The 21,366-nt window shown below is 64.1% G+C and carries 24 protein-coding genes and 1 pseudogene; 16 read left to right on the top strand and 9 right to left on the bottom strand.

Going from position 1 to position 21,366, the window contains the following annotated elements; translation table 11 throughout:
- Positions 1-337, top strand: a pseudogene (locus AUR64_RS20720) (hypothetical protein); the annotation flags it as partial.
- Between the two features lie 25 nt (positions 338-362).
- On the opposite strand, the gene AUR64_RS02455 reads toward AUR64_RS20720, so the two are convergent.
- The 5 genes from AUR64_RS02455 to AUR64_RS02435 form a co-directional block, all read right to left on the bottom strand.
- On the bottom strand, positions 363-905 hold the full coding sequence (locus AUR64_RS02455) for a hypothetical protein (protein WP_058580362.1): 543 nt from the start codon (positions 903-905) through the stop codon (positions 363-365).
- A gap of 89 nt (positions 906-994) precedes the next feature.
- Entirely contained in the window at positions 995-2,041 is a 1,047-nt protein-coding gene (gene dph2, locus AUR64_RS02450) for a diphthamide biosynthesis enzyme Dph2 (protein WP_058580373.1), read from the bottom strand.
- A gap of 250 nt (positions 2,042-2,291) precedes the next feature.
- Positions 2,292-3,647, bottom strand: coding sequence for a ferritin-like domain-containing protein (locus tag AUR64_RS19910; RefSeq protein ID WP_058580361.1), 1,356 nt, complete (start codon positions 3,645-3,647; stop codon positions 2,292-2,294).
- A 272-nt stretch (positions 3,648-3,919) separates the two neighbouring features.
- A complete protein-coding gene (locus tag AUR64_RS02440) occupies positions 3,920-4,222 on the bottom strand; it encodes a hypothetical protein (RefSeq protein WP_058580360.1) in 303 nt (100 codons plus the stop codon).
- 55 nt (positions 4,223-4,277) lie between these two features.
- Positions 4,278-4,553, bottom strand: coding sequence for an ArsR/SmtB family transcription factor (locus AUR64_RS02435; RefSeq protein ID WP_058580359.1), 276 nt, complete (start codon positions 4,551-4,553; stop codon positions 4,278-4,280).
- Between the two features lie 114 nt (positions 4,554-4,667).
- On the opposite strand from AUR64_RS02435, the gene AUR64_RS02430 reads away from it, so the two are divergent.
- From AUR64_RS02430 to AUR64_RS02420, 3 genes are all read left to right on the top strand, one after another.
- Complete coding sequence (locus AUR64_RS02430) at positions 4,668-4,859, top strand: hypothetical protein (protein ID WP_058580358.1); 192 nt, start codon at positions 4,668-4,670, stop codon at positions 4,857-4,859.
- Positions 4,860-4,927: 68 nt separating this feature from the next.
- Entirely contained in the window at positions 4,928-5,584 is a 657-nt protein-coding gene (locus AUR64_RS02425; protein WP_058580357.1) for an alpha/beta hydrolase, read from the top strand.
- Positions 5,585-5,618: 34 nt separating this feature from the next.
- A complete protein-coding gene (locus AUR64_RS02420; RefSeq protein ID WP_058580356.1) occupies positions 5,619-6,035 on the top strand; it encodes an HIT family protein in 417 nt (138 codons plus the stop codon).
- 38 nt (positions 6,036-6,073) lie between these two features.
- On the opposite strand, the gene AUR64_RS02415 is transcribed toward AUR64_RS02420, so the two are convergent.
- Positions 6,074-7,093: a sodium:calcium antiporter gene (locus tag AUR64_RS02415; protein WP_058580355.1), complete on the bottom strand. Its 1,020-nt coding sequence runs from the start codon at positions 7,091-7,093 to the stop codon at positions 6,074-6,076.
- Positions 7,094-7,196: 103 nt separating this feature from the next.
- Between AUR64_RS02415 and AUR64_RS02410 the strand changes: the two genes are divergently transcribed.
- From AUR64_RS02410 to AUR64_RS02400, 3 genes are all read left to right on the top strand, one after another.
- Positions 7,197-7,571: a YlbF family regulator gene (locus AUR64_RS02410; protein ID WP_058580354.1), complete on the top strand. Its 375-nt coding sequence runs from the start codon at positions 7,197-7,199 to the stop codon at positions 7,569-7,571.
- Between the two features lie 285 nt (positions 7,572-7,856).
- Positions 7,857-8,486 (top strand): MinD/ParA family ATP-binding protein, encoded by a 630-nt coding sequence (locus AUR64_RS02405; RefSeq protein ID WP_058580353.1) that lies wholly within the window; start codon positions 7,857-7,859, stop codon positions 8,484-8,486.
- 19 nt (positions 8,487-8,505) lie between these two features.
- A complete protein-coding gene (locus tag AUR64_RS02400; protein ID WP_058580352.1) occupies positions 8,506-9,132 on the top strand; it encodes an RAD55 family ATPase in 627 nt (208 codons plus the stop codon).
- An 18-nt stretch (positions 9,133-9,150) separates the two neighbouring features.
- On the opposite strand, the gene AUR64_RS02395 is transcribed toward AUR64_RS02400, so the two are convergent.
- Together AUR64_RS02395 and AUR64_RS02390 are read right to left on the bottom strand one after the other, a co-directional pair.
- On the bottom strand, positions 9,151-9,399 hold the full coding sequence (locus AUR64_RS02395; RefSeq protein ID WP_058580351.1) for a hypothetical protein: 249 nt from the start codon (positions 9,397-9,399) through the stop codon (positions 9,151-9,153).
- Positions 9,400-9,456: 57 nt separating this feature from the next.
- Positions 9,457-10,455, bottom strand: a complete 999-nt coding sequence (locus tag AUR64_RS02390) for an FKBP-type peptidyl-prolyl cis-trans isomerase (RefSeq protein WP_058580350.1) — start codon at positions 10,453-10,455, stop codon at positions 9,457-9,459.
- A 206-nt stretch (positions 10,456-10,661) separates the two neighbouring features.
- Between AUR64_RS02390 and cyaB the strand changes: the two genes are divergently transcribed.
- Positions 10,662-11,225 carry a class IV adenylate cyclase gene (gene cyaB / locus AUR64_RS02385; RefSeq protein ID WP_058580349.1) on the top strand — a complete coding sequence of 188 codons (564 nt, stop codon included), beginning with the start codon at positions 10,662-10,664 and terminating at the stop codon, positions 11,223-11,225.
- A gap of 9 nt (positions 11,226-11,234) precedes the next feature.
- Here the strand turns inward: cyaB and AUR64_RS02380 are convergent, their stop codons facing one another.
- Positions 11,235-12,404, bottom strand: coding sequence for an ABC transporter permease (locus tag AUR64_RS02380; protein WP_058580348.1), 1,170 nt, complete (start codon positions 12,402-12,404; stop codon positions 11,235-11,237).
- A gap of 112 nt (positions 12,405-12,516) precedes the next feature.
- On the opposite strand from AUR64_RS02380, the gene AUR64_RS02375 reads away from it, so the two are divergent.
- The 8 genes from AUR64_RS02375 (at position 12,517) to AUR64_RS02335 (ending at position 21,339) form a co-directional block, all read left to right on the top strand.
- Positions 12,517-13,500, top strand: coding sequence for an ABC transporter permease (locus tag AUR64_RS02375; RefSeq protein WP_058580347.1), 984 nt, complete (start codon positions 12,517-12,519; stop codon positions 13,498-13,500).
- 134 nt (positions 13,501-13,634) lie between these two features.
- A complete protein-coding gene (locus AUR64_RS02370; RefSeq protein ID WP_058580346.1) occupies positions 13,635-14,840 on the top strand; it encodes a methionine adenosyltransferase in 1,206 nt (401 codons plus the stop codon).
- Positions 14,841-15,255: 415 nt separating this feature from the next.
- Complete coding sequence (locus tag AUR64_RS02360; protein ID WP_058580344.1) at positions 15,256-16,521, top strand: NRAMP family divalent metal transporter; 1,266 nt, start codon at positions 15,256-15,258, stop codon at positions 16,519-16,521.
- A 12-nt stretch (positions 16,522-16,533) separates the two neighbouring features.
- Positions 16,534-17,304, top strand: a complete 771-nt coding sequence (locus AUR64_RS02355) for a sulfite exporter TauE/SafE family protein (protein WP_058580343.1) — start codon at positions 16,534-16,536, stop codon at positions 17,302-17,304.
- Positions 17,305-17,408: 104 nt separating this feature from the next.
- Entirely contained in the window at positions 17,409-18,584 is a 1,176-nt protein-coding gene (locus AUR64_RS02350; protein WP_394326096.1) for a tRNA sulfurtransferase, read from the top strand.
- Between the two features lie 168 nt (positions 18,585-18,752).
- Positions 18,753-19,205, top strand: coding sequence for a DUF5804 family protein (locus AUR64_RS02345; RefSeq protein ID WP_058580342.1), 453 nt, complete (start codon positions 18,753-18,755; stop codon positions 19,203-19,205).
- Between the two features lie 119 nt (positions 19,206-19,324).
- Positions 19,325-20,389 carry a Kelch repeat-containing protein gene (locus tag AUR64_RS02340; protein WP_058580341.1) on the top strand — a complete coding sequence of 355 codons (1,065 nt, stop codon included), beginning with the start codon at positions 19,325-19,327 and terminating at the stop codon, positions 20,387-20,389.
- Between the two features lie 95 nt (positions 20,390-20,484).
- Positions 20,485-21,339, top strand: a complete 855-nt coding sequence (locus AUR64_RS02335; RefSeq protein WP_058580340.1) for an alpha/beta fold hydrolase — start codon at positions 20,485-20,487, stop codon at positions 21,337-21,339.
- Positions 21,340-21,366 lie beyond the last annotated feature (27 nt).

Below are 21,366 nucleotides of genomic sequence, written 5' to 3'. Positions count from 1 at the left end.
GCCGTTGGCGTTGACTCCGGCGGCGGGCGTCGTCGAACTCGCCCGCGACGACGACACGGTGACGGTCGGTCCCGAAACGAAACGCGGCGAGGAGAGCTACGAGGCGGAGTACACAGTCTCACGGACCGAAGAGGTGAGTGAGAATCGAACTTCGAAACTCATCCCCGAACAGGCGTTTCGGGACGCGAGACTCCGCAACACGCTCCCGTTTTTCGAAGACGGTGTCGAGACGGTCCGACTCACCAGCGGAATCGACGGCAGGCGACCGTTGTTCGAGAACAGTGCCCACAGGAACATCGAGTACGACGGTGAGCACTACGAGGCAGGACCGGAGTAAGCAGGAAAGAAATCGAAGTCCGCGTTCAGCGACCGTCGCGGAACTCGTTGACCATCGCGCCGCCACCCATCATTCCGAGGACGAAGTTCACCACAGCGCCGAGGAACGGGATGAGACCGATGAGCGAGATGATGAGCACGCCGACGGCGAGGGGTACGAACAGATTGTCGTCGTTGGCGCTTCTCGTGACGGCCATACCGACCACGACGGCCACGATGACGTTCCCGACGATTCCGAGGACGAGAAGCGCCGGAATCGTCACGATGAGCGTGATGATGAGGATGGACGCGAGTATCAGTCCGATGAAGGCGATAAGCCCCCACAGCAGCGTCGAACCGGGGTTGTTGCGAACGCGAGCGGAGGTACGTCGGAGGTAACCCGGCGCGGCGGCGACGGCGATACCGCCGACGACGAGGTTGAAAACGAGCGATATGGCAAAACTCAGAACGGGCGATATCGACGGTGTGTTCGGCGTCGTCGGTACTTGTTGTGCGGCGGCGACACCGGCCAGCGCAGCGAGCGCAACCGTCGCCGACCCCGCGAGTCGGAGGGTTCGTCTGGAGACCATACGAGAGAGAATGAACAGGCGTGTGAAATGTCTTGTGGAGACAGGGAGAGCGAGAAGTCCGACAGCAGACGATGACGCCTACGGCGACTTCACCACGTGCCGTGGAACGTGTCGAATTCGAGGTCTTCGAGCGGTTTGTTGCCGACGGCGATTTCGTACTCGCCGGGCGTCAGCATCGGCTTGTGGAAGCGCGGGCCGTCGTCGGTGGTGATGCGCGGACACCCGGTGTTGACGAACGCGTCCATGTTGAAGTTCCGCAGGCGGTCCGGCGTGACCTCGTCCATAGTGATGAGGTAGGCGTTGTCGTTCTCCTCGATGATTTTCTCGGCTATTTCCCAGCGACCCTGCCCGATTTTGGTACAGAAGATGACGCCCCACTTGTCGGCGTCCATCGCGCGGTGGACCGCGCCGTAGCGCTGCTTGAGGAATTTTTCCGTGTCCGCGATGGTGACGACGTTGTTGACGGGGTCGGCGATGACGACGTTCTTGTCTGGGTGTTCCATCGCCAAGCCGAGCGGGTGGAACTTCCCGCCGCCGACGTACAGCACCTGGTCGGCGTCGATATCCGCGGAGGCGTAGTTGCAGCCGAGTACTTGGCCTTCGTGGGTGAGTCGGTCGTCGCCGCGTCGGGTGTGGACCTCGTAGCCGCGTTCTTCGAGCCACTCGCACATATCCTCGAAGAGATTCATGTGCTGGGCCGTCGTGACGAGACCCACGTCGGGGTTCTCGTCTGGGTCGTCGAGTTCCTCCAGCGACTCCTCCATGATTGGGTAGGGGTCGACGTTCGAGAAGAGGGGAACGTAGATTATCTTGTCCGACTCCTTCATCGGCGAGTGCCCGAAGTGGACGAACACGTCGGTTCGGCGCATCAGGTACGTGTCGAGGTCGCACGCGCCGTAACACGGCTGACCCGACAGGAGGAAGGTCACGTCGTCGTCGCAGAGTTCGCGGAGGTCGTCGGCGACCGCCGGGCCGCGGCGTTTGAGACCTTCGGGGAACTGCAGACCGACTTTCGTCGCGTCGCGTTCCTCGATTTCGTCGATGATACGGTCGAGTTCGTAGTCCCACTCGCGGTCGTGGCGGAGGGACATCCCTGTGTTCCGGAGGTCCCCTTCGGAGTAGGCGTCCTGGCTCATTGGCCTCTCTTGCGTGTCGGCACGTTTAACGTCGGCGTTTCTGGGATTCGGGTATCGACGTCGAACCCGACGGTGCGACCGCTCGACGGTCGCTGAAAAATCACCGCGAGAAATCACCGCGAGTGATGGCACGCGAACGCGGTGCGCGGTGGGTCTGACGATAGACAGGAGCATGGTGACGGCGAGTTTCGATAGCGAGACGCCGTCGGTCTCGCGGCCGGGCATCGGCCGAATCGACGTGTCGAGTAGGTTAGTTCTCGACGATGAACTGACCGGCGACTTCTTGCACCTCCGACATCGTCATCGGTTCGTCGACGCCGTCTGGGAACGGTGTCTCCATGTTTATCTCGTTGAGGAGGCTGGCGTGACGGGCCTCGACGCTGTGGATACCGAGCGCCGCGTTCAGAATGTCGTCGTTCGACACCGACGGGGCCGCGCCCGCGTAGGCGGCGACACCCGTGTTTTCGAGCGCTCGTGCGACGGCGTAGAACTCCGAGGGCGTCTCGTAGCCGAAGTCGTACTCGGCTTCCTCGACGGGCGTGCCGCCGAGGTCCGAGACGGTTTGGGAGAGCGCGTCGACGTGGGCGGCCTCGTGGTCGCCGACGGTTGCGAGGTGGTCGGGGAGCATCATCCGGACCGACTCGTTGAAGTCGGAGACGGCGTCGGCGTTCATCAGTTCGTCGTTGCTGAACATTTCCAGACCGTCGCGGTAGAACGCGTTTTCGAGGTGTTCGAGCGTCAGCGCGTAGTTCAGGATATCGACGTCGCTCGTGTCGTCTTCCTGCTTGCGCTCGATTGGCCGGTCTTCGGTCATCGGCGTCTCGCTGTCGCCCATCTCGGAGGTGATGAACTGCCCGGCGATTTCGAGCACTTCCTCCATGGATTTGGCCTCGTCGACGGCGTTCGGGAACGGTGAATCCGAATTGACGAGGTTGAGGAAACTCGCGTGTCGGGCCTCGACGCTGTGGATTCCCGCTGCCGTCGAGAGAATCTCGTTGCTCGTGACCGACGGGGCCGCACCCGCGTAGGCGGCGACGCCCGTGTTTTCGAGCGCCTTGCCGACCGCGAGGAACTCAGAGGGCGTCTCGTAGCCGAAGTCGTACTCGGCTTCCTCGACGGGCGTCCCGCCGAGGTCGGTGACGACCTGCGAGATGGCTTCGACGTGAGCGGCCTCGTGTTCGCCCGCGAGACGGAGGTACTCGGGGACGTCCATCCGAACCGTCTCGCCGAACTGCGAGAGGGCGTCGGCGTTCATGAGTTCGTCGTCGCTGAACATCTCCAAGCCGTCGCGGTAGAACGCGTTTTCGAGGTGTTCGAGCGTCAGCGCGTAGTTCAAAATGGGAACGTCGGGGTCGACGGCCTCCATCGGCGTCTCGGTCTCGGTTTCAGTCTCGGTCTCCGTGGGCGTCGCGGTCGGCGACGCAGTCGACGTCGCGGTATCGTTCCCGGCGGGCGTCGTCGAGTCGTCGCCGTTGCCGGCACAGCCAGCGATAGCGGCGATACCGAGGGCCCCGGCCGTGCCGAGGAATCGACGGCGCGAGCGGCGGGTGGTTGTCTGCTCGGTGTCCCGGGTTTGCTCCGCGTCGGAGGCGTCGTGTGCTGCCATGGTTGCTTCATCTGCAGCGAATCAGTCGGACGTAAAGGGCGTATTCCGAACTGCAACCGAACTGCAACCGAACTCTCACCCAAATTCGAACCAAAACGCCCGTCTGGAGCGGGATAGATTCGGAATCGGCCGTCGAGAGAGCGTCAGAACCACGGCGATAGCTCTCGGTAGAGCCGGCGACGACGAGTACAGAAACGAGCGCACGAAGAAGCGGAAGTCAGCAAAACGAGAGGCGAAACGAGATGGGCTGAAGCGGGGGACAGGAGTACTCTTCAGTCCCACGTGACCCACGTGAGAAACAGCAAGCCACCGGTTTCACAGACGCGGAGAACCGTCATCGACCACTGCGCAATCGACGGGATGGAGGTGACCCAGACGCTCAACGTCGCGTCGAGGTTGTAGAAGTAAAACGCCAACGCGTTCTCTAAGAACAGAAACGCGACGAACATCGCGAGACCGAGCGTGTGCTTTGAGCGAAACTCCATGAGGTTCCGGCCCCAGACGTAACCGAGGGCCGCGAGGAGTACGAGGTTCAGCACGATAGCAACTCGTGCGATATCCACCCAGAGCGTCATCCGTACAAACCTTGCCGAGTGCGACTGTTATACTCTTTCCCAAATTCAGCCATAGTTATTCCACCTTCTCGATGATTTCTTCGACGACGTCCCAATGTTTGCGCGCTCGCTGGGTCGGAAGATACACTGCGCCGTAGTCGTCGCCGCTGTTCTCGACGACGCCGTTGTCCATCAGCACGTCGAGGTGGTGACGGACCGTCTTGTAGTCCAGTTCGAGCGATTCGGCCAACTGATTGGCGTTTCGCGGCCGTTCGTCGAGCGCCCGGAGCAAGCGCGCACGGTTGGCCCCACCGCGGGTCCCCGTGAGCACGTACCAGAGAACGGCCTCCATTGGTTTCAGGTACGGTGCCACCATTGTAAGCGCATCGACACAGTCAGCGTCGGCGAGAGATGATGCCGTATCGACGGCCGGGACACCGAAGGACCGTCACACCGTAGACACCGTATGTCGACCGAACCGATTCACTGTCCCGACTGTGACGCCGACATTGAAACGACCGACGACCTCGAAGGCGGCCCCGAAGTCGCCGAACTCGAACTCGACGAGGCGGTGACGCCGCCGCGCGTGATGCTCGGCGCGGGAACCAGAGCCCTGTGGCGGTGTGAGAACTGTGGCGCGGTCCTCGGCGTCAACTGACGGGACGAAAACCGGTTACGTCCGCGTCACTCCCCGATTGAAGGCCGACGAGTGCGTACGTGGGGTCGATGGCCGACCTTCCGCTGGAACACGTCCACGTCGAACCACAGCAATCGAGCGACGGCCCCGCGCCCGCCGTCTTCGTTCTCCACGGACGCGGTGCCGACGAAGAGGATTTGCTCCCCGTCGCCCGACAGTTGCCCGACACGCTACACGTCGTCAGTCTACGCGCGCCTGACCGACTGATGGGCGGCTACACGTGGTACGAACTCGATATGTCTGCAGGTGGTCTCCACCAGAGCCAACCGCACGCCGAGGAGTTCCGCCGGAGTCTCGACCTCGTCTCCGAGAGCATCGACGCCGCCGTCGAAGCGTACGACCTCGACGCCGACAATCTCGGTCTCTTGGGCTTTAGCCAAGGGTCGATTACGAGTCTCGCCTTGCTGTTGGAGAACCCCGACCGGTTCGCGTGGGTCGTCGCGCTCCACGGCTATCTCGCGGAGTCACACACCGACCTCGAACCATCCGAACTCACCGGAAAACCGGTGTTCGTCGGCGCGGGCAGCGCCGACCAGATAATTCCCGCCGCCCGCGCGGAGGCGGCCGCAGACCGACTGCAGGAACTCGGTGCCGACGTCTCCTTTTCGGTGTACGAAGTGGGTCACGGAGTGGGCCAAGACGAACTCCACGACCTCGTCTCGTTCGTCGAGACGCGATTGTCGTAACGCTAAACTAGTTTGCGGCGAATCGTCGCGGCGAATGACCTGCCCGTTCTGTGCCATCGCCGACGGCGACGCCCCCGGCGTCGTTCTCCACGAACGTCCCGAGTCGCTGGTCGTCGCCCCCCGAGCGCCGGAGACGCCGGGACACGTACTTCTCGTCACCCGCGACCACTACGGCAGTCTCTTCGACGTCCCCGAGGAAGTGCTCTCGGACGTCACACACCACGCCCGCGACGTCTCGCACCGCCTGCAGACCGCCGGCTACGACGGCGTCAATCTCCTGCACGCCAGCGGCGAGGCCGCCCAGCAGTCCGTCCCACATTTTCACATCCACCTCGTCCCGCGCCGCGACGACGACAGCTACGACCTCTGGCCCGCCGCGAATCAGTGGGAGGGGACGAGCCAGCACGGGGTGTACGACGAGTTACGGGCCATACTTGGCGACGAGCGATAACGAGTCGAGAACGCGCACAGACGCCGGGGGCCGACGCCTCATATCCCGGGAACGAACGACGTGAGTCCGACCGTCTCGGCGACCATCCAGCCGACGAACAGGACGTAGGTCGTCAAGAGCACCCCCGCCTCGCTGTCGGTCAGTTCGAGGTCGGTCCGCATCGTCGTGAACAGCACGATGGTGGCGAGCGTCAGAAAGCCCATCATCGGAACCGCCGCGCCGTAGTCGAACGTGGCTTCACCCAGAATGAGCACGCCGACGGGAACCGCGACGAGCAGGTCGAAGATGTTGCTTCCGAGGACGTTTGCGAGACTCGTCACGCCGCGGTCGTCGCGGGCAGCACGGACGCTGACGAGCGTGTCGGGAAGACTGGTCCCGGCGGCGATGACGGTGAGACCCCACAGATACTCGGGCGTCCCGAACACCTCGGCGAACCCTTGGGCGGCGTGAACCAATCCTTCGACGGAGACCAGAACGATGACGAGACTCGCCGCGAGCAGCCCCCACTGTTTCAGGATGTTCACGTTCCCGTCGGGCGTCGGCGAGTCGTAGTCGGCGGTGTCTTGGTACTGGATGAAGATATACAGGCCGTAGAGCAGAATCGGAACCAACGCCATCGGGCGCGTGATGGTCGTGACGAGACTGCCGTTCTCCGAGAGCGGTGCTGGTGAGTAGATGACGCCGAAGGAGAACACCAAGAGGAACACCGCGACGGAGAGCATGTAGAACTGTGCTTCCCTGTACACGACCTCGCGGCTCGATTCGAGGCGATTCGCAAACAGCGTCGAAACCGCCGGAATCACCAAGATATTGAAGATGGCCGAGCCGACGATAGCACCGACGCCGAGGCCGAACGACCCGTCCAGCGTCGAGAGCACCACACTCGCAAGTTCGGGGAAACTCGAACCGATGGCGACGACGACGGCCCCGTGGACGGCGGGCGGAAGCCCGTAGTACTCCGAGAGTTGTTCGCTGGAGGATTCGAGCAGGTCACTGCCGTACCAGACCACCGCCGTCGAGACGACGGCGAGCGCGGACAGTGCGAGCACAGACTGCATCGTCTGAGCGTTCTCGGTGGGCCGAATATAACCACGTGGTACGATTGTCGATAGCCCGTTCGCTATTCGGCAAGCCTAAACCACTCCGGTTCCAAGCGCGCCCATGAGCATCGAGACGGCGCGAACGGACGAACTCGGCCGCGAACTCGGCGACGCTATCGCGGCCCTCCCCGAGTACGAAGCGTTCGAAGACGCGAAAGCCGCAGTCGAGGACGACGAGGAAGTCCAGTCCCACATTTCGGAGTTCGAACAGCTCCGCGAGGAGTTCATGGTCGCCCGCCAGATGGGTGAAGCGAACCAGCAGCAACTTCAGAAGGTCCAGCGCGCACAGCAGGAACTGCACTCGCTGCCGACGATGGCCGAGTATCTCGAAGCGCAAGAGGAGCTTCAGACTCGCCTCGAAGACATCAACAAGGCGATTTCGGACCCGCTGGCCGTCGACTTCGGGGGCGAAGCCGGCGGCTGCTGTCAGGACTAACAGCGACCTTTTTACTGCGGGGGGTGCGCTTTGCGCACCCCCGCTTGCAAAAACGTCGATGAAAAAGGGCCGCTCGCTCGGCCTATCGGCCTCGCTCACGGTACGGCGAGGGTTCGACTTTCCGCACCGCCTCCACACCGCGGACGCTTCCGCACTGTCTCCGCACCGCCTCCGCACAGCACACCACAGCCACAGCACCGCCTCCGCACAGCACACCACAGCCACAGCACCGCCTCCGCAACCCCGTCCGAACGTTCAAATCCGAGAGCGCGGCCAGAGGGGGTTATGCTCGCAATCGCTGGCGGAAAAGGTGGCTGTGGAAAGACGACGACGACGCTCGGCGTGGCGAGAGCGCTCGACGGCCACGTCCTCGCCGTCGACGCCGACCGGGATATGCCGAATCTCCACGCGCTGGCGGGCGTGCCGCGCGAACCGACCGTCGCCGACGTGGGTGGCGTCGCCGACGACCCGCTGTCGATTGCTCACGAGTCGTCGCCGGGACTCTCCGTGCTCCCCGCAGCATCCGGCGGCCCCGGCAGCGACACTGGGTCGCAACTCGAACGGGTCAAATCCACCGAGACAACGACACTTGTCGACTGTCCCGCAGGTGCCGGTCCCGACGCTGCCGGACCGTTGCGCGTCGCCGATGCGGTGCTGCTGGTTTCGACGCTCTGTGCGCCTGCACTCCGGGATACGGCGAAGACAGCGGCGATGGCGCGTGCACTCGGGACGCGAGTCGTAGGGGTGGTTCTCAATCGGACACGACTCGCACCGGCAGGCGTCTCCGAGTTGCTCGATTGCCCCGTTCTCGGGACGGTGCCGGAGCATGCGGAGTCGACGCGTCGGACGGACGGCGGACACGCGGCGTACGTCCGAGTGGCGAAAGAACTCTCACGTGAGCAAGACATATTATGATTCACGTTCGTGAGAGCGTATGGCAGAGAGGCTTCCGACCGGAATCACGGTACTGGACCGCCAGCTAGGCGGCGGTATCCCGGCCGGAAGCATCGTCACGCTCGCGGCGACGCCCGCCAGTCAGTCGGAGTTGCTGCTGTACGAACTCACCTCCACGCGCGGGACGCTGTATCTGACGACGGTCCGGTCGGACCAAGCGGTCCAAGACGCGCTGGACCGAGTGACGACTCGCGTCGGCCGGCCGACGGTGCGTGACATCGGCGGCGACGCGGCGTTGGACAACGCGAACCGACTGGTGCAGGCGCTCCCGGAGGGGGCGAACCTCATCGTCGACGTCGTCGACGTGTTGGAACGTGCGGACCCGACGCGCTACCGCAACTTCCTCAACGAACTCCAGACGCACGTGATGAACACCGGCGGTGTCGCCGTGTTGCACGCGCTCGACGGCCGGTCGGTGCCGGACAACCGCGACATGACCGAACACATGTCCGATGCCGTCTTCCAGTTGCAGACGGAAGTGAAAGGCTCCGAAATCGAGAATCGGCTGGCGATTCCGAAGTTCCGTGGCGGGCGTGCGCTCGAAGAGACCATCAAACTCCGCCTGACCGAGGAAGTCTCCATCGACACGAGTCGGGATATCGCCTGAGAGCGTCGCCGGCGGGGTCTACACGACGTAGTACAACAGCGTACCGACAGTTGCGACGACGGTCACGAGGTACCACGTGGTCGTCTCGCCGAGCGCCGTCTCCGAGAGCGCGTCTTTTGCGAACAGATAGACGAAGTAGACGAAGAGCGGAACGAGGCGGACGAAGATGCTCGCGTCGACACTGAGACCGTAGCGCAGCAGCAACGAAAGCCCGACCGTACACGCCGACGCGACGGCAGCGACTTTCAGGTCGTCGGGAACGTCCATGCTCGTCAGTGACGGGTCGGCCGTAAAGAAATCGCGGATTCGCAGCGGACAGCGCGGTTAGTGGTCGTGGTCGTGGTCGTGACCGTCGTCGCCCTCGGCTTCGAGTTCGTCGACGATTTCGTCGGCGTCGACGTCGACGTCGTCGAGTGCGTCTTCGATGTCGCCGGCACCCATGCCGCCCATGCCACCCATCATACCGCCCATGCCGCCCATGCCCATCCCGTCGATGGTCTCTTGGACGATGACGCGGTCGATGTCGAGGCGCGTCATGAGGTCTTGGGCGATCTGCTGCTTCGAGAACATCCACTGCTGGTTCATCGTCATCTGCGGCGTGGCCTCGATGTACAGCGTCTCTTTCTCCTCGGTGACGGTCTCGGTTTCGACCTCGTCGGGGTCGACGTCCTCGCCGCCTTCGAGCGCCATCTCCTCTTCGACCTCGTCGGTCTGAATCCAGACCTCGGGGCTCTGCTGGAGGTACATGCCGAGCAGACCCTTCGCCTGCTCCTCGCGGTCGTCGACGACGTCGAGAATCTCGTAGTCGTACTCGAGGTCGTCACCCGCCAGCGGGTGGTTGAAGTCGATGCGGGCGCGGCCGCCGATTATGGTCTCGATGTGACCCTGGTCGCCGTCGACGTTGACGTGTGCACCGGGGTAACGGTCGTCCTCCGAGATTTTGTCCGCGCTCACGGTGCGGACGTTGTCGGAGTCGTACTCGCCGAACGCCTCGTCGGCGGGCACGTCGACGGTACCCTCGTAGCCCGCTTCCTTGCCGATGAGGTCGTCGTCGACGGCCTCGAACACGTGACCCGCGCCGACGATGACGACGCGCGGTTCGAAGTCGTAGTTCTCGGTGTCGATTTCGGCCTCTTCGGCCACTTCCTGACTCGTCGTGTCGACGACGGTGTCGTCGTCTGTGGTTCGGACCGTGTAGGCCAGACGGACGAAATCGCCGTCCTGCAGTCCGGAGCTCTCGGTCTCCGCTTCCTCTTCGACGTCGTCGGGCGTGTCGGCGTCTACTGACTCGTCGGCCGATTCCGCCTGTTGTTCATCGCTCATGTAGGCTACGTCTCCCGTGCGCCCTATAAGAATCACGTTTCGTACCCGCGGAACCGACTGCCTTCGAGGCGTGAGGGTCGTGATACCGTTGCACTCGGGCGGTCGCCGGGAGCGCCGGGGACGACGGGCGCGTACGCGACCCAACAGTCGACAGACGGAACCACGCCGACAGCCACGTTTTTGGGTCGAACGGTCGAATCCCGCCTATGTACGAGGTCGAACTGAAAGTCCGCGCCGACCACGACGACGTTCGAGAGCGACTCGCAGCACTGGACGCGGAGGAACTCGGCGGCGTCGCGCAGGCGGACACCTACTACGACGCGCCGCACCGCGACTTCGCGGAGACCGACGAAGCGTTCCGAATCCGACGGGAGCGCCGGACCGACGCGATGGCCGACGAGGACGCCGCCGAGACGGCGAAAGTGACGTACAAAGGACCGCTCGTCGAAGCCGAGTCGAAAACGCGCGAGGAGTTCGAAACCGGCGTCGACGACGGCGAGACGATGGCCGGTGTGCTGGAGGGACTGGGCTTCGAACCGGCGGCCGTCGTCGAGAAACAACGCGAGTACTTCCGCGTCGACGAGTACACCGTCGTCCTCGACGACGTCGACGGCCTCGGCGAGTTCGTCGAAGTCGAACGCGAAGCCGAGGAGTCCGAGGTCGAATCGGTTCGCGAGGGCGCAACGGCGGTGCTTCGAGAACTCGGACTCGACCCCGACGATCAGATTCGGACCTCGTATCTCGGACTGTTGCTCTCGAAGCGGGAGTAAAATGCCTACTCAGGCGTCGAGGACGTCCTGTAGCGCGTCGCCGAAGACGCTGAGCGAGACGACGGTGAGCGTCAGAAACACCACCGGAACCGTCGATACCCACCACGTCACCGTCGCCGCGCCCTGCGTGCCGCGGGCGATAGTCTCACCCCACGAGAGCAAGGTCATGTCGTTGAGGTTCATAAACGAAATCGCTGCCTCGACGAGGACGAGTAACGGAATCTGACGCGTCGCCGCGACGACTACCGTCTCGCGGACGTGCGGGAGGATGTGGTGTCGGACGATGCCCCACCGCTTCACGCCGGCGCTGCGGGCGGCGACCACGAACGGTTCCTCGCGCAGCGACAGCACCTCGCTGCGGACGACGCGGGCGACGCCGCCCCACCCCAACAGACCGAACACCAGCAAGAAGAGGAACAGACTCCGGCCGAACACGTAGATGGCGATGAGGTAGACGATGAACGCCGGGAGCGTCTGCTGAATGTCGACGTAGCGCATCGTCAGCGTGTCGACCCACCCACCGAGATACCCAGCCGATACGCCGACGATGGTGGCGATGGGGACGACGAACATCGACGTGACGAAGCCGATGACGACGGCGACGCGCATCCCTTCGACGACGAGCGTGAACATGTCTCGACCGTACGGTCCCGTTCCGAGCGGATGCTGGAGCGACCCCCGACAGAGTCCGTCCGTGGTCGGTCCCACACAGTTGGAGACGATGTACTCCGAGGCACCGAACCCGACCGGCGGTTGGAGAATTCGGGCCGGGTCCGCCACGGAGTCGAACAGAATCGGGCCGACGAGACCCAACACGAAGACGACGAGGAGATAACCGAAACTCACGACGGCGAGTCGGTTCTGTCGGAGTCGACTCCAGTACCGAGCAGTGCGCTCGCGGTCGGTCCAGAGCGGCACGACGACGAACAGTGTGAATCCGGCGAGCGAGGTGGCGAAGAGAAGGTCGACGACCGTCGGCCGCCACCCGGCGACGAGTGGCGCGTCTACCGGGAGCACCAGCGAGTCGTACGCGTAGATGGCGGCGAACACGACGGTGACGGCGACGAACGTGGCGGCGTTCCGCGAGAGGCCGTCGTCGGCGACTCCCGAACGAAGGTCCCAGAAGGTGTGGAGACGCGAGGCGTTCGAGACGTCCGGCGAGTCGTCGCTCGAAGGCATGTCAGACGACTGTCGCCGCAAGAAGCATAAACCATGGTGAACGATGCTGATGGAGTGATGCGACTCGCCCGCGACGAACACTCCCGACGATTGCCCGGACACCACACTGGCGATGACTAACTGGCTTCGGGTCGCTTCGCGCCTCGGGTTCGCGTTCTTCACCGTCTACCTCGTCGTCTCGTTGACGTTCGCCGTCGTCACCCTCACCGGTGACCCGAACACCGCCGCAGTGCGGTGGGGCGTCGCCGCGGGCGGGGGAGACGCCGCCGCCCAGCAAGCCGCCGTCGACGCGTATCGGCAAGCGCGGAACCTCGACGGGCCGGTCTTCGACCGGTACGTCCGGTGGATGACGAACGTTCTGACGCTCGACTGGGGGCAGTCGTACAACTTGGGCGCGCCGGTGACCACGCTCATCGTCGAGCGTGCGCCGTACACGCTGGCGTATCTCGTTCCCGGTGTTCTCGTCAGTGTCGCCGTCGGCGTCTCCGGTGGCGTGTTCGCGGCGTTCAGACACAACAGCCTCGTCGACCGGATAGTGACCTCGGTGGCGTATCTCGGGTTCGGGGTGCCGTCGTTCTGGTTGGCGCTGGTGTTCATCGTCGTCGTCGGTCCTGCACTGGGCTGGGAAACGGGATTCTCCACCGCGGAGGGCGCGTTGGGCGGCGAGAACCTCCGAGGCTACCTGTTGCCGACGGCCGTGTTTGCGACCGGACTGACCGCCGGGCAGTTACAGCACGCCCGCTCGCAGACGGTCATTCACCTGAACGCGACGTTCGTCCGCCTGCTCCGGGCGATGGGCGTCGGCCCGCGCGGGACGGTGAAACACGTCCTACGAAACGCGGCGGTGCCGCTTCTGACACTGTTCTTCTCGGATTTGTTGGGCATCGTCGTCGTCAGCGTCTACGTCGTCGAGTACGTCTTCGGCATCCCCGGCCTCGCCATGTTGAGCTACGACGCCATCTTCAACCGCGACCTGCCCGTTCTCTTGGGAACCACGTTCCTCGTCGTGTTCGTCGGCGTCGTGAGCAACCTCGTCCAGGATATGGTGTACCCTCTCGTCGACCCGCGAATCGATGGGGGCGACGGCAGTCGGTGAGCGTTCTCTCGGGTACTTCTGTCGGGTTACACAGCAGAGACTGGGCCGCGTGTGAGTGAGAGACAGTGCGATAATAACGCCCACACGGGATTACTACCGCAAGTTATAGCACCTGCGGCGAAGAACGCCGAACAATGAGCGAGCGGAACATTCGGGTCGAGGGTATCGACCGACTTGCAGTCGAAGACCAGGAAGTCGAAATCGTCGAACGAAAGGGTATCGGCCACCCGGACTCCATCTGTGACGGTATCGCAGAGAGCGTCTCGCGGGCGCTCTCGCAACTCTACTTGGACCGCGTCGGCAAGGTGCTGCACTACAACACCGACGAGACGCAGTTGGTCGCCGGAACCGCCGCGCCCGCCTTCGGCGGCGGCGAGGTCGTCGAACCCATCTACATTCTCATCGTCGGCCGCGCGACCAAGGAGTACGAGGGCGAGAAGCTCCCCGTCGGGTCGACGGCGCTGTCGGCCGCCCGCGAGTATCTCGACGAGAACATCCCGGAACTGGAGTACGGCCGTGACGTCGTCGTCGACGTGAAACTCGGCGAAGGCTCGGGCGACCTCCAAGACGTGTTCGGCGAAGAAGAAGTCCAAGTCCCAATGGCCAACGACACGAGTTTCGGTGTCGGCCACGCCCCACTCACGGAGACGGAGAAAATCGTCCTCGCGGCCGAACGCGAACTCAACGGGACGTACGCCGCCGACCACCCCGAACTCGGCCCCGACGTGAAGATAATGGGCAAACGCGAGGGTGACGAAATCGACATCACCGTCGCCGCCGCGATGGTCGACTCGTACATCGCCGGATTCGACGCCTACGACGCCGCGGTCAACCGAGTGCAGGAGTTCGTCACTGGTCTCGCCCGCGAGTACACCGACCGCGAGGTCAACGTCGAAGTCAACACCGCCGACGACTACGAGGAAGGCTCTATCTACCTCACGACGACCGGAACGAGCGCCGAGCAGGGCGACGACGGCTCCGTCGGCCGCGGCAACCGCGCCAACGGCCTCATCACGCCGAACCGGCCGATGAGCATGGAAGCGACGAGCGGGAAGAACCCCGTCAACCACATCGGCAAAATCTACAATCTCCTCTCGACGGAAATTGCCGAGAGCGTCGTCGCCGAAGTCGACGGCATCCGTGACCTCCAAGTGCGCCTGCTCTCGCAAATCGGGACTCCCATCGACCACCCACACGTCGCCGACGCGCAAGTCGTCACCGAAGACGGCGTCGCCGTCGACGACATCCGCGCCGACGTGGAGGAAATCGTCGACCGTGAACTCGCAAACGTGACCGACGTGACCCGGTCGGTTATCGACGGCGAGACGACGACGTTCTAGGCAGCGAGTTCGTTTTTACGAGTCCGAGACGAACCGGACAGTCGACGATGGGAGACAGAGAGACAGTACGGTCCTCGATAGACGCGGTCAGAAGTTCGAACAAGACCCGGTATCTCCTCGCTGTCGCCTTCATTCTCCAAGGGACGCGTACGTTTCTCCGCGTGGAGACCAGTGTCGGATATCTCATCGCCACGGTGACGCTACTTATCGGGATTCTCGCGGTGAGACACACAGTGCAAACATCGAGAGCCTGAGCCCGTCGGTCGATTTTACGAGTTCGCCTCCGCTCTGTGAACACCGCACATCAACCACCACTTGCCCTACTTGCAGGGGAAAGCACCAGAACGACCCGTCTGATTCCACTCTGTTATCGTGTCGAAACAGTCGGACAAAGCAGATACTCGATTCTCAATAAATGTCATTCGGGTCATACACGGACGGACTTCGGAGCACGACGACGGGGTTCTTCCAAAAGTACGGTCTCGCGTTCGTAATGGTCGCAAGCTACTTCGGTTCGGGGTCGGTGTTCATCGCCAGCCAAGCCGGAGTTCAGTTCGGATACGCGCTCATCTGGGCGGTCGTCGGTGGGTCGGTACTCGGATTCATCGGCCAAGACATGAGCGCACGGTTGGGAATCTCCGGGATGCCGCTGATGGAGTTTATCCGGTACAAACTGGGGACGACCGGTGCGACGATACTGGCGGCCATACTCACCATCGGCTGTATCGCGTGGACGCTCGAACTCACCGCTGCCGTCGGGATGGGAATCTCGATTCTGCTCGGCGGCGCTATCGGCTGGCAACCCTTGGCCGTGGTCACCGGCGTGCTCGCAATCCTCATCGGCATCATGGACTACGAGGGGATAGAGCAAGTCATGACGGTGATGATGCTCGGGCTGCTCGCCATCTACGTCGCCGTCGCGGGCGTGAGTTCGCCGTCGCTGACCGGCATCGCCGGCGGATTCGTCCCGTCGATTCCCGGCGGGTCGCTGACGCTCGCCGCAGCTATCGTCGGCACGACGGCGCTGTGGCCGAACTTCTTCCTCGAATCGAACCTCGTCGGCGAGAAAGGCTGGACGAGCGTCTCGGACCTGCCGGACGTTCGCCGTGACCTCGGTCTCGGCTACCTCGTCGGTGGTATCACGACCATCGCCATTCTCGTCGTCGCCGCGGCGATTCTCCGCCCGGCGGGCTACACGAACCTCGATACGTTCATCACGCCGGGTCGAGCGCTCGCGGACGTGCTCGGCCAGTGGGCGATGTACGTGTTCCTCTTCGGAACCATCGCCGCCGCGTTCAACAGCATCATCCCCATCATGTGGGCACCGTCGTACCTGTTCCAGCACGCTCGCGGTCGGCGCGCCGACCCGAGCAGCCGTGAGTTCAAACTCATCTACGCGGTCGGTGTCGGTATCGGGTCGCTCTCGCCACTGGTCCACCAGTTCGCCGGCCTCAGCGTCATCGACATGATAATCCTGTTCCCGGCGTACAACGGCATCATCAGCCTCCCCATCGCCGCAGTGTTCCTGTTCTGGGCGGTCAACGACCGGAAGACGATGGGCGAACACAAGAACAGTCTCAAGCTGTCCGTAGTGAACGCGGTGTTGGTGTTGCTCTCGATTTACCTCGCCGCCACCTCGCTACCCGGGTTCATCGAGAACCTGACCGGCGGCGGGTTCTAAGCGCCCCGGTCGATGCTCTCGACTTCGACGCTCGTACTGCTCGTCGTCGTCGCGTTTCTCGCCGGCGTCGGCATCACCGCCGTCGGCCCCGGCGGTATCTTCGTCACCGTCGCGCTGTTCGCCTTGACGGACGTGGGGTCGGCAACCGTCGCCGGAACCGCGCTGACGACGTTCGTCGTCACCGGTGTTCTCGGCAGTTACACCTACTACCGGTCCGGGGAACTGAAACGTCGGTCCGGAAAACGGCTAGCGACGCTCGTCACGGTTCCAAGCATGTTCGGGGCCGTCGTGGGGGCACTCGCGAACGCGATGCTCTCCGACGCCGCGTTCGGGTCGATGCTCACCGGCTTTACGGCACTCGTCGGCGCGAGCATCGTCTATCGTGAACGACGGGCGCTCGGGTCGTGGTGGACGGTCGACCCGGAACTGCCGGACGGCGCGGCGGCCATCGGTGTTCTCGCCTTCGTCATCGGCGTCGTCTGCGGCCTGCTCGGCGTCGGCGGTCCGGTCGTCACCGTCCCGGTGTTGGTGCTTCTCGGCATCTCGATGCTGGATGCACTCGCCGCCGCACAGGTGCAGTCGGTGTTTCTCTCGGCGTTCGCGGCGGCGACATATCTGATTCAGGGAGCGGTGTCGCTACCGCTCGTCGTTCTCGTCGGCGTTCCGGAACTCGTCGGCGTCGTCGTCGGCTGGCGAATCGCTCACCGAGTCGATGCCGGTCGGCTGAAAGTCGCTCTCGGCGTGACGCTGGTCGCGTCGGGTGTGCTCCTCGCGGCGACGTAGCCGGCGAGACCGGAACCAGTAGTCGAGAACTGCGCCGAGGTGCGCCGAGAGACAGGTGCGAACCCTCTTATCCTCCGACCGGATAGCGTCGCGTAGTGGCACTCGTGGTCCCCGAACGCGACACCGTCGTCGTCTCCTACGGCGAGATGGGCACGAAAAGCTCGAAAGTCCGCGGCCGGATGGAGCGGACGCTCGTCTCGAACCTCGACGCGATGCTCGGGTCCCGTGGCATCGACGCGGAGGTCGAACGTCGGTGGTCGCGGCCGTTGATTCGGGTTCGGAACCCAGAACAGGTCGGTGCCGCCGCCGCTGCCGCCGCGGACACCTTCGGCGTCGTCAGCGCGCGCCCCGCTGTCACCTGCGAACCGACGCGGGAGAGACTTCTCGACGTACTGACGTCGCTGACGGCCGAACACGAACCCGAGGAGTCGTTCGCCGTCCGTGTCTCCCGCGCCGGCCCGAAAGACGCCCACGACTTCGGCAGTCGGGAACTCGAACGCGTCGGCGGCGGGGTGGTAGAGAACCGAACCGGCGCGTCCGTCGACCTCGACAATCCGGACGTGACTTACCACGTCGAAGCCCGCGAGGGCGAGGCGTTCGTCTCGACGGCGGAACGGGCGGGGCCGGGCGGCCTGCCGCTCGGCACGCAAGGAACCGCAGTCGCGCTGGTCAGCGGCGGTATCGACTCGCCCGTCGCCGCGTGGGAGGTGATGAAACGCGGGTGTGTCGTCGCGCCCGTCTACGTCGACCTCGGAGATTTCGGCGGCCCGGACCACGAGGCGCGGGCGGTGTCGACGATGCGCCGCCTCGCCGACTTCGCGCCCGGGTTCGACGTCCGCCCTCGTGTGGTTTCGGCGGGTGGCCTCGTCTCCGAACTCGCAGAAGAGGTGGGCGCGACGCGGATGCTCTCGCTCCGGCGGATGATGCTCCGCATCGGCGAGGCGGTCGCACGGGAGATAGACGCGCACGCCGTCGTCACCGGCGAGTCACTGGGCCAGAAATCGAGTCAGACGGGGCCGAACTTCGCCGTCACCGACGCGGTCACCTCGCTTCCGGTGTATCGGCCGCTTTTGACGCGCGACAAGCCCGACATCGTGGCGCAGGCGCGAAAAATCGGGACGTACGACGATTCGACGCTTCCCGTGGGCTGTGAACGCGTCGCGCCGTCGCGTCCGGAGACGAACGCGGCGCTCGAAGACGTGGTGGATGCAGAGCCCGAGAAGTTGCTTCGACGGGCCGAGAAAGCGGCGAGAGCGGCGCGTATCGTCGATATCGACTGAGCTCGAAGAGTTTCACCTAGGTTCGGACCAGTTCTTCCGGCTTCACCACTGTTTTGTCATTTTCACATCACTTCATCCGACTTCAGAATCGACGGCGAGCGAAACCTCTCGTTGCGAGGTCCAGTTCCGGACCGCAATCCATTTAGCCGCTACCGGGTACCTACAGCCGTGACGCGGGTCTGTCTACTCGGCGCGCCCGAGGTGAACCTCCGGTACGAGTTGCTGTCGCGCGACACCGCGCGCGCGGCCCTTGCGACGTACGCCCTCCGCGAACCGTACCGCAACAGCCTCGAACTGGAGACGGTGAGCGTCGGTGCGGCCGTCTCGCTGTTGAACGACCTCAACTGGTATCTCGTCCGCTTCGTCGACGACGCACTCGTGCAGTCGCCGTCGGTGAGCGAGACGGAGTGGCTCTCGCGGAAGCTAGCGACCGCAGTCAGAGAAGGCGAGGTTCGCCCCGAGGAGACCGACCGCTTTCTGAAAGTGTACGGCGTCGACGGCGACGACCTGCTCGATCCGATGTATCTCGCCCGCGTCGACGGGCAACTGCCCGAGTACGACCTCTACGACGTCGACGAGACGCTGACGGTTCGCGTGACCGAAGCCGAGTTCGGCGAGTGAGTTCGGCGAGCAACCGCTGCGGACCACCCAGCAGAAACCTGCAGTTTCGCGCTCGAAATCGCCGGGTAAGCGCGACATAACCTTGGGCGGCCCCGATATACACCTGCCGAGAGCAAACCGTGAGCACGAACAGACGACAGTTCCTCCGACGCGGTACAGTGCTGACAGCCCTCGCGCTCGCCGGGTGTACGGACCGAATCGGTGTCGGTGACGACACCGCAGCGCCGTCGACCCAAGCCGAGAACACCGACCAGCCGGTACAGACGGAGTCACCGGCGCAGGCGACGCAGACCGCCGAGGAGATGAGTTGGTCCGAACTGACGCCGATGCCGGGTCCCGAGCGGACCGAAGTGGAGACAGTAGCGCTCAACGGCGAACTGTACGTTATCGGCGGCTACGTACCCGACGGCGTCACCGGCGCTGTCGCCGTCTACAACCCCGAGAACGACGCGTGGCGAAGCGTCGCGGCGCTGCCGCAGGCGCTGCACCACGTCAAAGCCGTCACCCACCAAGGGCAGATTCTCGTCTTCGGTGGCTACACCGAGGAGGAGAAGTCCGTGGCGACGACGTACGCGTACGACCCGCAGAACGACTCGTGGGAGAAACGCGCGCGGATGCCGACGAGTCGCGGCGCGCCGACGGCAGAGATGGTCGGTGGGAAGGCGTACGTCGCCGGCGGCTACACGAAAGGCGGCCTCGTCGGCGGACTGAAGGCGACACTCGAAATCTACGACCCGCAGGCCGACAAGTGGTCGAAGGGTCCCGACATGCCCACCGCCCGAAACCACCTTACCTCGGGTTCGACCGGCGGTAAACTGTACGTCGTCGGCGGACGCTCGGAGTTCGGCGAGGAGATGAGCGCCAACGAAGTGTTCGACCCGCAGGCGAACGAGTGGACGGAGTTGACGCCGATGCCGTCCGAACGCGGCGGCGTCAACGGCTGTGCGATGGGCGGGAAGATATTCGTCCTCGGCGGCGAGAAACCCGAGGGGACGCAAGCGACCGTCGAAGCGTACGACCCGCAGAGCGACTCGTGGGAGCAGTATCCGGATATGCCGGAGGGTCGACACGGCCTCGGCGTCGCCCCTATCGGCGGGCAGTTGTACGCCGTCTCCGGCGGCCCCGAACCGGGCAAAGAGTACTCCTCGACGCTGTGGCGACTGGCGGCGGAGAACTCGGCGTAGCGACGAGAGCAGCGAGAGTAACCGCGCCAACGAGAGCGACGAGTCGTCTCTCCTGTCGCCGCAACAGGTATCGCCGACACGGATGACCTAACGACATGGACGGACTCGACGCTCGGACCGTCGACGTCGACGGTACGCGGATACGGTGCTTCGTCGGTGGCGACGGGCCACCGGTGGTGCTGCTCCACGGCGGTGGTCTCGACTCGGCGACGCTGTCGTGGCGCGAGACGGTTCCCGCGCTACTCGATTCGCACACAGTCTACGTGCCCGACCTGCCGGGATACGGCAAGAGTGACGACCCGCCGTCCGGCGAGAGCGTCAGCATCGGCTACTACGTCGGCGTTCTCGCACGTCTGTTCGACGAGTGGGCGCTCTCGGAGGCGACGCTCGTCGGCATCTCGATGGGCGGCGGCGTCGCCCTCGGCTACGCGCTTGACTACCCGGAACGCGTCTCTCGCGTCGTCGCCGTCGACAGCTACGGGTTGGGCGGGACGATTCCGGGTGGAAAGGCGAGTACGGCGATGACTCGCGTTCCGTACCTGTTCGAGGCGCTCTGGTGGGTGCTCCGACGGAGTCGGTACGCGGCGAAACTGACCGTGTCGTCCATCGTGGACCGACGAAACGTCACTGCCGGATTCGTCGACGAGGTGTTCGCGGCGCTTCGAGCGCGGAACACCGACGCGTGGCAGCGCTTCCAGCGCGCCGAAGTCGGGTTCGACGGACTGCTGACGAACTACGTCGAGCGACTCCCGGAACTCCCGATACCGACACTTCTCGTCCACGGCGAGACTGACCCGCTCGTCCCCGTCGAGTGGGCGGTTCGCGCCGCGACGCTGATTCCTGACGCGGAGGTTCGCATACTGGCGGACTGTGGTCACTGGCCACCGCGAGAGCGTCCTAAACGATTCAACGAGCTACTACTGGGGTTTCTGGACGAGAATCGAGACTAGAAGAACGCGGGAGCCCACGAGAGCGGG

This window comes from Haloprofundus marisrubri (assembly GCF_001469955.1).
GTDB lineage: Archaea > Halobacteriota > Halobacteria > Halobacteriales > Haloferacaceae > Haloprofundus > Haloprofundus marisrubri.
This window is presented reverse-complemented; position numbering and strand designations above follow the sequence as displayed.